We start from the raw sequence: 14,128 nt of genomic DNA, 5'->3' as shown, positions 1-14,128 counted from the left end.
CCCCATGACGTCCCACACCGTGATCGACAGCCCGTACGGCCCGCTCACCCTGGTCGCCGATGCCGACGGCACCCTGTGCGGCCTCTACATGGCCGGCCAGCGGCACCGGCCACCCGAGGAGGACTTCGGCCCCCGGGACGACAGCCTGCCCGCCTTCGCCGTGGCGCGGGAACAGCTGACGTCCTACTTCGCGGGCGAGTTGAGGCGGTTCACCCTCCAACTCGCCTTGCGCGGAACACCGTTCCAGCGCGGCGTCTGGGAACAGCTCACCCGCATCCCCTACGGCGAGACCCGCACCTACGGCCAGCTCGCCGACGCCCTCGGCAATCCCCACGCCTCCCGCGCGGTCGGCCTCGCCAACGGCCGCAATCCCGTGGGCATCATCGTCCCCTGCCACCGCGTGGTCGGCTCCGACGGCAGCCTCACCGGCTACGGCGGCGGCCTGACCCGCAAACGCCGCCTGCTGGACTTCGAACGGGGGACCGCCCTGTTCTAGCCATGGCACGCGAAGCCAGACTGCAGCACAGGCTCAGGGAGTGCCGGGAGAAGGCCGCTCTGGCAGAGACCGAGAGGCGCCTCGCCGAGCTGCGCACCGGAGGCGCCCTGGGCGCCGACGCGGTCCCGGAATGGGTGGGGGAGGCCGTCGGGCGGACCCGGAACATCTTCACGGAGCCGTACGACAGGCTTCCGGACGACACCCCGTCCGCCCGACTCGACGCCTGGATCGAGGAGTTGCTCGTCGCCCACGGCGTCACCGACCGTGTCTTCGTGGCGAGCCATCTGCGGATCCTGCCCTGGCTGGAGTGCCGCGTTCCCGCACACGGATGGATGGCGCGGGTCCGCGGGGCGGTCGAGGAGCCCTGGATGTTCCTCTCGGGCTCGCTCGGCACGATCGTCGTCGTGACCGAGTCCGAGTACTTCCACGAGGCCCACCTCGGCCGCGACGACTCCTGAGACGGGCGGGTCCCTACGCGTCGCACCGGGCCCGGATGCGGGCCAGCAGCGCGGGCAGCGCGGTGCCGATCGGCTCGCGTACGACCTCGTCGGCGAGTCCGTCGTACGGCGTCGGCTCGGCGTTGACGATGATCAGGCGGGCGCCGTGGTCGGCGGCCATGCCGACCAGGCCGGCGGCGGGCTGTACCTGCAGGCTGCTGCCGACGGCGACGAAAACGGTGCACGCCTTGCTGATGGACACCGCCTCGCCGAGCACGACCGGGTCCAGTCGCTCGCCGAACATCACGGTCGCCGACTTCAGGATGCCGCCGCATTGCAGGCACGCGGGGTCCTCCTCGCCGGCCTCGACGCGGGCGAGGGCGTCCTCCATCGGCCCGCGCGCATGGCACCGGGTGCACACGACACCGCGTGCGCTGCCGTGCAGTTCGAGCACCTTGCGGGCGGACAGGCCGGCCATCTGGTGCAGCCCGTCCACGTTCTGGGTGATGACCCGCACCGGGACGCCGGACTTCTCGAGCTCGGCGACGGCCCGGTGCGCGGCGTTCGGCTCGGCCTTCAGCGTGCGGTTCTCGCGCCGCATCTGCCAGGACCGCCGCCGGATCTCCGGGTCCGCCATGTAGTACTCGTAGGTGACGAGCTTCTCTGCTTCCGGATCCCGACGCCACAACCCGTTCGGACCGCGATAGTCGGGGATCCCGGAATCAGTGGAGATCCCTGCTCCACTGAGTATGGCTACGAGAGGCTTGTTCATGGCCTGAGAGTAGGACGCCCGCCTGGCCGGAGCGAGCGAGTATCGGATGGCTCCTTGGACGCCGATTGTGGGGGGGAGCGAGGAGGAGGTGGCGGCTGCGCCGACCGCAGCCATAGCCCGCTCCAACCCCAAGCAAGGCTTGGTGTCACTCCTTTCCATGGCGGACTTGGAGCTGACGGTCAGACAGCTGTCCGGAACTACTTGCCGAACCTGCATGTGCCGAGGTGTCCAGGTCGCCGATCCAGCCGGCGAGGATCCGCAAGGCTTCGGAAGACGGCGAGCCGGGTTTGGCTGTACTTACGGACAGCCACTGGCCCGGGTCACCAGGAAAGGTGAGGTTTTCGTAGTCCAAGGTGACTTCGCCGAGCAGGGGGTGCCGGTAATGCCTGGTGCCGTGGGCGAACTCCTCCACATCGTGAGCAGCCCACCACCCGCGAAAGTCCCTGTCCGCGGCGGACAGCTGATTAAGCAGCTCGGCGAGTTGCGGGTCGTTCGGATGTCGCCCCGCATAGAGATGCAAACCTGCGACGATCATGTGAGCGGCATTGTCCCAGTCGATAAACAGTTCACGCGCCGCAGGGTCGAGAAATATGAATCGCGCCAAGTTGCGCTCGCGAGCCGGCATGGCGTCGAAATCGACAAACATCGCACGAGCCATCCGATTGAGGGTGAGGACGTCCAGGCGATCGCCCAGAATCATGGCAGGGGTATCCCGACGAACCTCAAGCAGCGCGTACGCACCCGGTCGCACTCGCCGGGGAACGGCGGGCCTGCTCACTCTGGCCACGGACTGCGGCCTGGCGAGGTTGAACAGGTGGGCACGCTCGACGTCATCCAGCCACAGGGCCCGGGCTACGGCCTCCAACACTGCTTCAGAGGCGTTGGCCACCCGTCCGCGTTCCAGACGGATGTAGTAGTCCACGCTCAATCCGGCTGAGATCGCGACTTCCTCGCGGCGGAGCCCTGGAACGCGGCGACTCGCCCCCGCCATGACCCCGGCCTGCTCAGGAGTCACCCGGGCCCGCCGCGAGCGCAGAAAATCGCTCAGCTCCTTGTTGTTGTCAGCTGAACCGGACGACGACTTGGACATATCTTGAGGCTAGCTCTCCACGTGCAATCCCGGCAAGATGCATTGTGAAGTGACGTGGCCACATAATCTACTCACTGCCGGCGAGAGAAGGAGACTTTTGAGCAGTCGCGGCGAGGTCAAATGGGGAGCCGTGCCGCTCATCTCCAGACCAGCGAGTGGCATCGAGTAAATATACGCTTTCTGATGATGAGCTCGACGAAAACGGAATCGGATCGCATCAATTTCCTGATGCGTGATTGCAGAAGTGGGTAGTCGAGGAGTCTCCCGGGGGTGCCGGCCGCTCAGGCGGTGGCGCCGAATGCTCGGCGATGGGAAAGGGGGTCTGCCAGTACCTGGGTCAGTGGGCCTTGCCCGAGGGAGGCCTATTAGACCGCCCTCACATGCCTTTTCGGCTGGTTCTCTGGATTGCAGGTCAGCACAGGGGCCACAGGAGACGATCCTCGCGGGCCTCGCAGACCGAGGCGAATCACCGGCCGACCGGCTGGTCACGGCAGGTCACGGGTCACCACGCGACGCTGCCCGACCTCCTGAGGATCGGATTTCTCCTCGCACCTACTCACTTACGCACCTGATGGGAACCGGAATGGCGACCACTGACCAAACCGCACTCTTTGAGCCGCCGAAGACCCGCGAGATATCCGACGGGGCGATAGCCCTCGCGCTGCAGTGCAGCCTGCTTCCACGCCGTCTGAGGGGCGGCATCGCGGTGGAGGCCGCCTCGCGTTACCTGCCGGCCGACATGGACGCCGGGGTGGGGGGTGACTGAGCCTTTTCAACGTTGCCTCTCCAGGGTGAGGACTGCGGCGGCGATGTCCGTCATGCGGTTCGGGCTGCAGCGGCTGCGGCGGAAGATCCGCCAGGACTTCAGGCGGGCGACACCTCGTTCGACGGGAGCGCGGGCCTGGGCGAGTGCCCGGTTCAGCGTCCGCTCGGTCGGTGACAGTTCGCCGTTGGGCGGGCGGCGGATGGCGGTGGTGGCCCAGGAGCCGGCGCCGATGTAGGCGCGGTCGGCGACGATCGGGACGCCCTGGCGTTCGCAGATTCGGATGATGCGGTGGGTGCGTGCGGCGGTCAGATCGTGAGCACGGCCCGGCAAGGCCGGCGAGATCCACAGAAGCTGGCCTACGGGATCGGTGACGACCTGCACGTTCACGCCGTGGCGCCGGTGCTTGTGGGAGTAATCGGCGCGTCCGTCGCCCAGGCGGTCGCACTCGCTGAGGGTGCCGTCCAGGAGTACGTAGTCCGGGTCGTGCTCGCGCAGGGTCTTGAGCAGGCCCGGCGCCCGGTCGGCGAGGAGCCGCACGACGGCGGTGGTGTAGGCGTGGGCGGTGCCGACGGATATGCCGAACCCGGCGGCGATCTGCGCGAGAGTCTCGTGCTTGCGCAGGTAGGCGAGAGCGACGAGGGCGCGCTGGTGCGGCGGGAGCTTGCAGCGGCGGTCACCCTCGCGGGTGACGATAAGCATCGTGACCCACTCGACCAGCGCATGAGGCAGGTCGAGTGCGGCAGGATAGGGAACCAACAGGGCTCCTGGACCGGCAGGTTGAGACTTCGAACACCTCACCCAACGGCACGGGAGCCCTGTCCGTTGCGGGCACCAAGGTCATCACCCGATCGGTGGCCACGCTGAAAAGGCTCACTGGTTCGATGTGATCCCGCTCTCTGGCGCCCGGGTGGCCCTCGTCGTCGGGGACGTGGTCGGACATGGCATCGACGCTGCGGCGACCATGGGCAATCTCCGCACCGCCGTCCGCACGCTAGCGGAACTGGATCTGCCCGCCGACGAACTGCTGAGCCACCTCGATGACTGCGTCCGGCGGATGACCGAGGAAGACGACGACGCGGACCAGGCCCGGGTGGTGGGGGCGACCTGTCTGTACGCCGTCTACGACCCGGTCACGGGGCGGTGCACGATGGCACGGGCCGGGCACCCCCCGCCCGCGATCATCGACCCGCAGGGGCAGGTCACCTTCCCCGACCTGCCCACCGGGGCGCCACTGGGCCTGGGTCTCGGGCTGGTTCCCTTCGAGGCCATAGAAGTGGAGCTGCCCGCGGGAAGTCGGCTCGCGTTCTACACCGACGGCTTGGTCGAGTCCCGTGACGAGGACATTGACGTCGGCATGCACCGACTGGGCGCCGCCCTGGCGCAGCCTGACGAGTCCTTGGAGGACCTGTGTTCCTCGGTGATGGAAGCCGTGCCGACTCGGGCATCGTCCGATGACGTCACCTTGCTGCTTGTCGGGATCCGCGCAATCAGCGCGGCCCAGACCGCCTCCTGGGACCTGCCGGCTGAGCCGGCCGTCGTCGGCACCGCCCGGCACGTGGCCGCCCGTCAGCTCAGTGAATGGGGACTGGAGCATCTCGTGTCCACCATGGAACTGGTGGTCAGTGAACTGGTCACCAACGCCGTCCACCACGGCGTCGGCCCGATCCAGCTACGACTCATCCGGCACCAAGTCCTGACCTGCGAAGTCTTTGACAGCGGAAACTGCTACCCGCGCCAGCGCCATGCTCGCATCGTCGACGAGAACGGCCGGGGCCTGTTCCTGGTTGCTCAGTTGGCCCACAGGTGGGGCTTTCGCTCCGCATCGGGCGGCAAGGTCGTCTGGGTCGAACAAGACCTGCCCTCTACACCCTCGCAGGCTCATGTCATGCCTACCGCAGGCTAGTTCGTGAGAAACAGCGCGAGCGTGACCGTCGGCCGTGCATGAGGGGTGGGGTGACATCGGTACCGCTGTCACCCCACCCCTTCCCCGTGCATGCTGGGCGAGGCCCCGCACCACCACCGCACCGGATCGAGCGGGGAACAGCGGGGAGTCACGGTGAAACAAGCCGAGCCCGACGAAGCCGCGTATTTGGCTGAACGGGTAGCACGTGTGTCGGGCTCCCGAGCATGAACCACCGCGCTAGCGTGGAGGTCATGGCTGTCGACGTGCTCACCGAGACCGTGATCGCCCGTCCCTGTGCGGAGGTCGCCGCCTATGCCGGGGATCCGACCAATGCGCCGCACTGGTACGCCAACATCATCTCGGTTCGTTGGCGGACCTCGCCGCCGCTCGCCGCGGGCTCGAAGCTCGACTTCGTCGCCCGGTTCCTGGGGCGCACCCTGACGTACACGTACGAAATCGTCGAGTACTCCCCCGAACGACTCGTGATGCGCACCGCGCAGGGGCCCTTTCCCATGGAGACGACCTACACCTGGCAGCCAGTGGACGCTGACCATACCCGGATGACACTGCGCAACCGCGGCGAACCATCCGGCTTTGCCAAGGTGAGCGCTCCGATGATGGCTGCGGCTGTGCGGCGGGCAAACGTCAAGGACCTCGCCGCATTGAAAGCGCTACTGGAAGGCACCGACGCCTCCGACTCCAGCCGACGCTCACCTGGCGACTTCTGACATACACGGCTGACATCAACGAGGCCGGACTGCGACGTAATCGGCGCCGCTGGCGCGGAGGGGGCTGGACAGCGGGCACTGCTTCTCACCCCGCGTGGTCCGCCGAGCGTCACGCCATGGGCCGCCACCCGGGTTCCAGGATGTCGAGGAGGGCGTGGAAGGCTTTGTCCGCCCGGTCCCAGTGGCCGTTCGCCAGCGGGGCGATCACGAGGCCGAGGGAGGCGTCGGTCAGCAGGGCGGCCTGGGTGCGGGCCCGGTCCTGGTCCATGCCGAAGTGATGGAAGACCGAGGTGAACAGGTCCGTCCACTCGGTGACGATGTCGTGCAGGACAGGTCCGTACCGGTCCGGGTGGAGCACGCTGGCGCTCATGACCTCGAGATAGAGCGGGAGCGAGGCACGTACCTCCGGGTCGCTGAACCGATGCCACGCCTCCTCCATGAAGCGGCGAAGGCCCGCCGCGTCCTTCGGCGGGCCGAAGGTCTCCAGCAGCTCGCGGGTGCGCAGAAGAGGCCGGCGCTCGTATGCGGCGAGGGCCTCGGCGACCATCCGTTCCTTGGAGCCGAAGTAGTACAGGAGCATGCGGTCGCTGGTGCCCAGGGCACGGGCCAGGGGCCGCAGGGAGAGGTCCGTCAGCCCGTTGCGGAGGACATATGCGCGGACCCGGTCGAGCAGGTCGCGTCGTTTGGCCGGATCGGGCGACCGGGGCATGAGGGCTCCGTCCGTCAGGGGATTTTTATTCCCTATAGATTCTTTTTGAGATGTCTTTACTGTAACACCCGCTACGTCTATATTTGAGGTGTAGCGACTGCTACATGTACGGCCTCGCTCAGAAGGACTGATTCCTATGGCCACCCACGCCGCCCTCCCCTGGGCCACCCGGCAGTGGGCCCTGTGGTCCCGTGCACTCGCACCGGTACGGCCGCTGGACGCGCCCCGTGGCCGCGCCACGGAATGGGACGCCTCCTGGCCCCTGCCGCGCGCTCTGACCTCCGCGGGGCGGGCCCGCCGGCTGGTCACCGCCCAGCTGAGCCAGTGGGCGTTGACCGACCTGGCCGAGACCGCCGAACTCCTGGTCAGCGAGGTCGTCACCAACGCCCTGCGGCACACCCGCGGGCCGCTCAGGCTCAACCTGCGGGTGCGTGACTCCCGGCTGACGTGCGAGGTCGAGGACACCGAGTCCGCCGTCCCGCTGCGCAGCGTCGTCGACGCCGCCGCGGAGGGCGGGCGCGGCACGGACCTCCTGGACCTGCTCGCGGACGCCTGGGGCAGCACGGAGACGCCCACGGGCAAGACCATCTGGTTCGAACTGCGGGCGGAGGCGGCCCCGGCCGTCGTCAGTGCGACCAGGAGCGGTCACGCCACCCGGTGACCGTTCTCCAGCTCCGCCGTGCCGGTGCCGTCGGCGAGGACGTCCAGGGCCGTCAGGACCCGGTGGCCGAGGGCGCCGGGGAGGTGGTCGGTGATCTCCTCGCGCGGCACCAGGCGCCAGGACAGCAGCTCCTCCTCCTGCAGGCGGATCGCCTTCAGGTCGGCCTCCGTGAGCACCCCGCCGTCGTACAGGTACGCCACCAGCGGAGGCCGGCCCGCGCCGTGCACCCAGTCCACGGCCAGCAGCCGGCCGAGCTCCCGGTCGAGCCCGATCTCCTCCAGCGTCTCCCGGCGCGCGCCCTGGCGCGGGGTCTCCCCGTCGTCCGACTCGATCGTGCCGCCCGGAAGCGCCCAGCCCTCGCGGTAGTTGGGCTCGACCAGCAGCACGCGCCCCTCGGCGTCCCGGAAGAGCGCGGCCGCGCCGGCGAGGACACGGGGCAGGCTCGCGATGTATGCGGCGAAGTCACCAGTCGTGGTCATTGGGGAAGGGTAACGAGCCGCGGGGCGGCTACGGGGCCGTCGTCGCCAGGCGCAGGGTGCGTTCCGCCAGCGCACTGATCCGTACGCCGTCGAAGCCGAACACCGCGCTCCGGGCCGTGTCCTGGAGCGGGTCCGTCCACTGGGCGGGGATCGCGGCGGCGCCCGTGAGCACCCCGGCCACCGAGCCGGCCGTCGCGCCGTTGGAGTCGGTGTCCAGGCCGCCGCGCACCGTGAGGGCGAGGGTCCGCGTGAAGTCGCCGTCGCCGTACAGCAGCCCAGCGGTCAGGACCGCGGCGTTCGGGACGACGTGGATCCAGCCCAGCCCGGCGGTCTCCGCGGCCAGCGTGGCCAGGGTCTCCTCCCAGGGCAGCCGCGTCTCGTGCAGGGTCATGACCCGCCGTACGGTACGGGCGAGCCGGCTGCTCGCCGGGATCACGCCGAGAGCCGCATCCAGGGCGTCCCGCACGGCGGCCGCGGTGAACGCCGCGGCGATCAGCGCCGCCGCCCACATGGCGCCGTACACGCCGTTCCCGGTGTGCGACAGCACCGCGTCCCGCCGGGCGAGCGAGGCGGCCGCCGCGGGGTCGCCGGGGCGGGTCCAGCCGTAGACGTCGGCGCGGATCAGCGCGCCGATCCACTCCTGACAGGGGTTGTCGTACGTCGCCGTCAGCGGCGGCTTCAGCCCGTTCGCGAGGTTCCGGTACGCCGCCCGTTCCGCGGTGAAGGTCTGCAGGTACGGCAGCCGCAGCAGCCACAGCTCGCCGACCTGCTCGGTGCTGAAGCCGAAGCCGTGGGTCTCCAGCAGGTGCAGGCCGAGGATCGCGTAGTCGACGTCGTCGTCGCGCACGCTGCCGTGGATCCGGCCGCGCACGCAGTCGCGCCACTCCGGGCGCAGTACGGCGGTCTCCTCCGGGTCGGCGGGCTCGGGCAGGTAGTCGGTGAGCGGCAGCGCCTCGGCCTTGCGCAGATAGCGGTCGATGCGCTCGCGGGTCCATACCTCGCCCTGCTCCACCGGCTTGCCGAGCATGTTGCCCGCGATCCGGCCGAGCCAGCCGCCGTGGATGCGGTCGGCGAGGGCAGGGAGATCGGCGGGCTGCGGGCGCTGGCTGGTCATGGCTGGGGTCTACCCGTTTTCCCCAGGCTCCTCCCAGCCGGTTCCCAGCCTTCGGTCGGGGCATGACGACGGGGGTCTCCTCCGGTTAAGGTCGCAGCGGCGCGACTGGCCCTGACGTGCGCGGGGCCCGGAGAGCAAGGGGAAAGCAAGGTGGCGGACGCTGCAGTGAACGAGACCCGTCGGGTGCTCATCGCCGCGGACAAGTTCAAGGGCTCGCTGACGGCCGTGCAGGTCGCCGAGCGGGTGACGGCCGGGCTGCGCCGGGTCGTGCCGGACCTGGCGGTCGAGGCGCTGCCCGTGGCCGACGGCGGCGACGGGACGGTGGACGCGGCGGTCGCGGCCGGCTTCGAGCGCCGGGAGGTACGGGTCGCCGGGCCGCTGGGCCAGGAGGTGACCGCCGCGTTCGCGCTGCGCGGCGGGACCGCGGTCGTGGAGATGGCCGAGGCGAGCGGCCTGCAGCGCCTCCCCGCCGGCGTCTTCGCGCCCCTGACGGCCTCCACGTACGGCTCCGGCGAACTGCTGCGGGCCGCGCTCGACGCGGGCGCCCGGACGATCGTGTTCGGCGTCGGCGGCAGCGCCACGACGGACGGCGGCGCGGGCATGCTGTCCGCGCTGGGCGCGCGCTTCCTGAACGAGGGCGGCGAGCCGGTGTCGCCGGGCGGCGGCGGGCTGGCGGAACTCGCCCGCGCCGACCTGTCCGGCCTCGATCCGCGCCTGTCCTCGGTGGAGCTGGTGCTGGCGAGCGACGTCGACAATCCGCTGACCGGTCCGAAGGGCGCGCCGGCGGTGTACGGCCCGCAGAAGGGCGCCTCCCCGGACGACGTCGAGACCCTGGACGCGGCCCTCGCCCACTTCGCCAAGGTGCTGGAGGCCGAGGTCGGGCCGCGTGCGGCGCAGTACGCGGCGTCGCCGGGCGCGGGCGCGGCGGGCGGCATCGGCTACGGCGCGCTGCTCCTGGGCGCGCGTTTCCGCCCCGGTATCGAGGTCATGCTGGACGTCCTCGGCTTCGCGCCCGCCCTGGAACGGGCCTCGCTGGTCATCACCGGTGAGGGCTCGCTGGACGAGCAGACGCTGCACGGGAAGGCGCCGGCGGGTGTCGCTGCGGCGGCTCGCTCCGCGGGAAGGACCGTGGTGGCGGTGTGCGGACGGCTCGCTCTGTCGCCGGAGGCGTTGCAGGGAGCGGGGATCTCCCAGGCGTACCCGTTGACCTCCGTCGAGCCGGACGTGGCCAGGTGCATCGCGGATGCCGGGCCGATTCTGGAGCGGGTCGCCGTGCGCATCGCCGAGGACCAGCTGGGCTGAGGTCCCTGGGGGCTCCGCCCCCAGACCCCCCGGCCTATGCCCACCCACCACCCGTCTCGGTCGGCTGGGTGGGCACCGTCTCGGGCGATCTCGCCGTTCCACCGTCTCTCCCTCGCCGTTCCCACCCTCGGCTCGCCTCTCGACCGACCGAGACGGGTGGGCGGGTGGGCAAAGGGGGTCTGGGGGCGGAGCCCCCAGGTCGCCCGCACAAGCGGAGGGCCCCGGACCAGCAACGGTCCGGGGCCCTCCGCACAAGCGCCGCAGGCATACGAGCCGCTACGGCAGCTGCGCCGCCCGCGCCTCCCGCCGGTTGTCGCGGAAGTTGTTCACCCGCCGAGCCGTGGCGAACAGCGGAATCACCGCGCCCATGACCAGCTGCAGCGCACAACCCGTCTGGAGCAGCAGCTGACCGCTCGGGGCGTCGAAGGCCCACGCCGCCAGCAGGCCCATCGAGAGCACGATCCAGGACAGCATCGCCCCGGCCAGCCGTCCCCTCGGCTTCGGGTACTCCACCCGGCTCACCATCAGCCACGCCGTGCCGAGGATCGCCAGCAGCGTCGCCACGAAGGGCAGCTCCAGCAGGACGATGGAGACCACCGTCAGCGCGCCGAACGGGCTGGGCATGCCCTGGAACATGCCGTCCTTCATCGTCACGCAACTGAAGCGGGCCAGCCTCAGCACCACCGCCAGCAGCACCACGATCGCCCCCAGCGCCGCCATTCTCTGGTGCGCGTCGTCCGCGACCATGCCGTAGACGAGGACGAAGTACGCGGGCGCCAGGCCGAAGCTGATCAGGTCGGACAGGTTGTCCAGCTCGGCGCCCATCGGCGACGAGCGCAGCTTCCTCGCCACCAGCCCGTCGAACAGGTCGAAGACGGCCGCGCACAGCATCAGGATGACGGCCGTGGCGGCACTGTGCCGGGCCATGCCCGCGGACTCGTCGTTCCCGGTCAGGTGCGGGATCAGGATGCCGGTGGTGGTGAAGTACACCGCCATGAACCCACACGTGGCGTTGCCCAGGGTGAGGGTGTCCGCTATTGAGAGGCGGAGAGAGAGCGGCATCTCCTCCTCTTCGTCCACCTCGTCGGCCTCGGGCACCCAGCCCGCCTGGGTCTCCGGATCAATCACGGTCAATGCGAGTCACCCCAGCCACGGTCTTCTGGCCGACCTCGACCGCGACCTCCACGCCCTCGGGCAGGTAGAGGTCGACACGCGAGCCGAAGCGGATCAGACCGATACGGTCGCCCTGCTCGACCTTCGTGCCCTGAGGGATGTAGGGCACGATGCGGCGGGCGACCGCGCCGGCGATCTGGATCATCTCGATGTCGCCGAGTTCGGTGTCGAAATGCCAGACTACGCGCTCGTTGTTCTCGCTCTCCTTGTTGAAAGCCGGAACGAAGCCGCCGGGGATGTGCTCGACGGACGTCACCGTGCCCGCGAGGGGCGCGCGGTTGACGTGGACGTTCAGCGGGCTCATGAAGATCGCGACGCGGGTGCGCCCGTCCTTCCACGGCATGATGCTCTGCACCACGCCGTCGGCGGGCGAGCTCACCCGGCCGGAGCCGATCTCGCGCTCGGGGTCGCGGAAGAACCACAGCATGCCCGCGGCGAGCGCGGTGGCGGGCACGGCCACGGCCCTGGCCGCGCCGGAGCGGCGGGCGCGGGCCAGGCTGAGGGCTGCGGTGGCGACGGTCGGGAGAAGCCACGGCGATGCTCCGCGCGCGAGACGGACGCCGGCTCGGCTGTCGCGAGGTGCAGAGGTTTGGCTGTGGGGCATGGATGACCTTCGTAGCGGATGATGCCGCGCAAGACGGGGGACGGCGGCTTTCCCGGGATCGTACCGGTCGCGGGCCGCAACTGGGCAAGCCAGGCTGCCGAGTCGGCGGCCGAAGAACGTCTACGGGGTGTGATCTTCTTCTCGAAGAAAACACCCCGTATCCGGACAATCAGCCCTGGAACCGATACTCTTCGAGCAGCCGGCGGCCGATGATCATTTTCTGGATCTCGGCGGTACCTTCACCGATGAGCAGCATCGGGGCCTCGCGGTACAGGCGCTCGATCTCGTACTCCTTGGAGAAGCCGTAGCCGCCGTGGATCCGGAAGGCGTCCTCCACGACCTCCTTGCAGTACTCGGAGGCCAGGTACTTCGCCATGCCGGCCTCGAGGTCGTTTCGCTCGCCGGAGTCCTTCTTGCGCGCGGCGTTGACCATCATCGCATGCGCGGCCTCGACCTTGGTCGCCATCTCCGCCAGCTTGAACTGGATGGCCTGGTGCTGGGCGATCGGCTTGCCAAAGGCGTGCCGCTGCTGGGCGTACTGGATGCCGAGCTCGAAGGCACGCTGGGCGACGCCACAGCCACGCGCCGCCACGTTGACCCGGCCGACCTCGACGCCGTCCATCATTTGGTAAAAACCTCGGCCGGTGACGCCGCCGAGCACGCGATCGGCCGGAAGGCGCAGGCCGTCCATGATCAGCTCGGTGGTGTCGACGCCCTTGTAGCCCATCTTCTCGATCTTGCCGGGGATGGTCAGGCCGGGACGGACCTCGCCGAAGCCCGGCTCCTTCTCGATCAGGAAGGTGGTCATCGACTTGTGCGGGGCCGTGCCCTCGGGGTGGCCTTCGTCACTGCGGACCAGGACCGCCACCAGGGAGGACGTGCCGCCGTTCGTCAGCCACATCTTCTGGCCGTTCAGGACGTACTCGTCGCCGTCCTTGACCGCCTTGGAGGTGATCGCCGACACATCGGAGCCCAGGCCCGGCTCCGACATCGAGAAGGCGCCCCGGATGTCACCGGCCGCCATCCTCGGCAGGAAGTGGTCCTTCTGCTCCTGCGTGCCGTGCTGCTTGAGCATGTACGCGACGATGAAGTGCGTGTTGATGATGCCGGACACCGACATCCAGCCGCGGGCGATCTCCTCCACGCACAGCGCGTAGGTCAGGAGCGACTCGCCCAGACCCCCGTACTCCTCGGGGATCATCAGACCGAACAGGCCGAGCTCCTTCAGGCCGTCCACGATCTGCTGCGGGTACTCGTCGCGGTGCTCCAGCTCGGTCGCGACAGGAATGATCTCCTTGTCGACAAAGTCCCGGACGGTGGAGAGGATCTCCTGCTGGACGTCGGTCAGACCGGCGGTCTGGGCGAGACGGGCCATGGCCTACTTCTCCTGCTGCTTCGGTTCCGGGCGGCCCGGCTGCTCGCCGCCGCGCTCCTTGATGTACGTCTCGGTGGGCACCATGACCTTGCGGCGGAAGACGCACACCAGGGTGCCGTCCTGCTTGTAGCCCTTGGTCTCGACGTGGACGATCCCGCGGTCGTTCTTCGACTTCGACGGCCACTTGTCCAGCACCGTCGTCTCGCCGTAGATCGTGTCGCCGTGGAAGGTCGGCGCCACGTGCTTGAGCGACTCGATCTCCAGGTTGGCGATCGCCTTGCCGGAGACGTCCGGCACGGACATGCCGAGCAGGAGGGAGTAGATGTAGTTCCCGACGACGACGTTCTTGCCGAAGTCCGTCGTCTTCTCCGCATAGTTGATGTCCATGTGGAGCGGGTGGTGGTTCATGGTGAGGAGACAGAACAGGTGGTCGTCGTACTCCGTGACCGTCTTGCCCGGCCAGTGCTTGTACGTCGCCCCGACCTCGAACTCCTCGTAGGTGCGTCCGAACTGCATCGC

At 69.3% G+C, this 14,128-nt stretch carries 16 protein-coding genes and 1 pseudogene; 7 read left to right on the top strand and 10 right to left on the bottom strand.

Features of this window, described 5'->3' with window-relative positions; genetic code table 11:
• The first annotated feature begins 4 nt into the window (after window positions 1–4).
• Window positions 5–496, top strand: a complete 492-nt coding sequence (locus tag FB563_RS01540; RefSeq protein WP_142218412.1) for a methylated-DNA--[protein]-cysteine S-methyltransferase — start codon at window positions 5–7, stop codon at window positions 494–496.
• Window positions 497–498: 2 nt separating this feature from the next.
• A complete protein-coding gene (locus tag FB563_RS01535) occupies window positions 499–954 on the top strand; it encodes a hypothetical protein (protein WP_142218411.1) in 456 nt (151 codons plus the stop codon).
• Window positions 955–967: 13 nt separating this feature from the next.
• Here FB563_RS01535 and FB563_RS01530 read toward each other — a convergent pair whose 3' ends face one another.
• Together FB563_RS01530 and FB563_RS01525 are read right to left on the bottom strand one after the other, a co-directional pair.
• Window positions 968–1,705, bottom strand: coding sequence for an SIR2 family NAD-dependent protein deacylase (locus tag FB563_RS01530; RefSeq protein ID WP_142218410.1), 738 nt, complete (start codon window positions 1,703–1,705; stop codon window positions 968–970).
• 145 nt (window positions 1,706–1,850) lie between these two features.
• Complete coding sequence (locus tag FB563_RS01525; RefSeq protein ID WP_142218409.1) at window positions 1,851–2,795, bottom strand: helix-turn-helix transcriptional regulator; 945 nt, start codon at window positions 2,793–2,795, stop codon at window positions 1,851–1,853.
• Window positions 2,796–3,378: 583 nt separating this feature from the next.
• Between FB563_RS01525 and FB563_RS01520 the strand changes: the two genes are divergently transcribed.
• Window positions 3,379–3,561, top strand: coding sequence for a hypothetical protein (locus tag FB563_RS01520; RefSeq protein ID WP_055709005.1), 183 nt, complete (start codon window positions 3,379–3,381; stop codon window positions 3,559–3,561).
• 6 nt (window positions 3,562–3,567) lie between these two features.
• Here FB563_RS01520 and FB563_RS01515 read toward each other — a convergent pair whose 3' ends face one another.
• The gene (locus tag FB563_RS01515) at window positions 3,568–4,317 is read right to left on the bottom strand and encodes a transposase family protein (RefSeq protein WP_142218408.1); all 750 of its coding nucleotides are present in this window, start codon (window positions 4,315–4,317) and stop codon (window positions 3,568–3,570) included.
• A gap of 85 nt (window positions 4,318–4,402) precedes the next feature.
• On the opposite strand from FB563_RS01515, the pseudogene FB563_RS01510 reads away from it, so the two are divergent.
• Both FB563_RS01510 and FB563_RS01505 read left to right on the top strand, forming a co-directional pair.
• Window positions 4,403–5,464, top strand: a pseudogene (locus FB563_RS01510) (SpoIIE family protein phosphatase); the annotation flags it as partial.
• A gap of 251 nt (window positions 5,465–5,715) precedes the next feature.
• Entirely contained in the window at window positions 5,716–6,192 is a 477-nt protein-coding gene (locus FB563_RS01505; protein WP_055710346.1) for an SRPBCC family protein, read from the top strand.
• Between the two features lie 109 nt (window positions 6,193–6,301).
• Here the strand turns inward: FB563_RS01505 and FB563_RS01500 are convergent, their stop codons facing one another.
• Window positions 6,302–6,901: a TetR/AcrR family transcriptional regulator gene (locus tag FB563_RS01500; protein WP_055710342.1), complete on the bottom strand. Its 600-nt coding sequence runs from the start codon at window positions 6,899–6,901 to the stop codon at window positions 6,302–6,304.
• Between the two features lie 136 nt (window positions 6,902–7,037).
• Between FB563_RS01500 and FB563_RS01495 the strand changes: the two genes are divergently transcribed.
• Complete coding sequence (locus FB563_RS01495) at window positions 7,038–7,562, top strand: ATP-binding protein (RefSeq protein ID WP_107100797.1); 525 nt, start codon at window positions 7,038–7,040, stop codon at window positions 7,560–7,562.
• Here the strand turns inward: FB563_RS01495 and FB563_RS01490 are convergent.
• Window positions 7,547–8,041, bottom strand: coding sequence for an NUDIX domain-containing protein (locus FB563_RS01490; protein ID WP_055710343.1), 495 nt, complete (start codon window positions 8,039–8,041; stop codon window positions 7,547–7,549). The two genes, FB563_RS01495 and FB563_RS01490, sit on opposite strands and share 16 nt — an antisense overlap.
• A 28-nt stretch (window positions 8,042–8,069) precedes the next feature.
• Window positions 8,070–9,155: an ADP-ribosylglycohydrolase family protein gene (locus tag FB563_RS01485; protein ID WP_055710344.1), complete on the bottom strand. Its 1,086-nt coding sequence runs from the start codon at window positions 9,153–9,155 to the stop codon at window positions 8,070–8,072.
• A gap of 165 nt (window positions 9,156–9,320) precedes the next feature.
• On the opposite strand from FB563_RS01485, the gene FB563_RS01480 reads away from it, so the two are divergent.
• The gene (locus FB563_RS01480) at window positions 9,321–10,457 is read left to right on the top strand and encodes a glycerate kinase (protein ID WP_055710345.1); all 1,137 of its coding nucleotides are present in this window, start codon (window positions 9,321–9,323) and stop codon (window positions 10,455–10,457) included.
• A gap of 276 nt (window positions 10,458–10,733) precedes the next feature.
• Here FB563_RS01480 and pssA read toward each other — a convergent pair whose 3' ends face one another.
• The 4 genes from pssA to FB563_RS01460 all read right to left on the bottom strand — a co-directional run bounded on the left by pssA (window position 10,734) and on the right by FB563_RS01460 (window position 14,125).
• Window positions 10,734–11,555, bottom strand: coding sequence for a CDP-diacylglycerol--serine O-phosphatidyltransferase (gene pssA / locus FB563_RS01475; protein WP_055708676.1), 822 nt, complete (start codon window positions 11,553–11,555; stop codon window positions 10,734–10,736).
• Window positions 11,556–11,577: 22 nt separating this feature from the next.
• Complete coding sequence (locus FB563_RS01470; RefSeq protein WP_079048978.1) at window positions 11,578–12,234, bottom strand: phosphatidylserine decarboxylase; 657 nt, start codon at window positions 12,232–12,234, stop codon at window positions 11,578–11,580.
• Between the two features lie 169 nt (window positions 12,235–12,403).
• The gene (locus FB563_RS01465) at window positions 12,404–13,609 is read right to left on the bottom strand and encodes an acyl-CoA dehydrogenase family protein (protein ID WP_055708678.1); all 1,206 of its coding nucleotides are present in this window, start codon (window positions 13,607–13,609) and stop codon (window positions 12,404–12,406) included.
• A 3-nt stretch (window positions 13,610–13,612) separates the two neighbouring features.
• Window positions 13,613–14,125: a MaoC family dehydratase gene (locus FB563_RS01460; protein WP_055708679.1), complete on the bottom strand. Its 513-nt coding sequence runs from the start codon at window positions 14,123–14,125 to the stop codon at window positions 13,613–13,615.
• Between the last annotated feature and the right edge of the window lie 3 nt (window positions 14,126–14,128).

The sequence above is a fragment of the Streptomyces puniciscabiei genome (assembly GCF_006715785.1).
GTDB lineage: Bacteria > Actinomycetota > Actinomycetes > Streptomycetales > Streptomycetaceae > Streptomyces > Streptomyces puniciscabiei.
The sequence above is the reverse complement of the archived record's forward strand: the minus strand, read 5'-3'. Positions and strand labels throughout refer to the sequence as shown.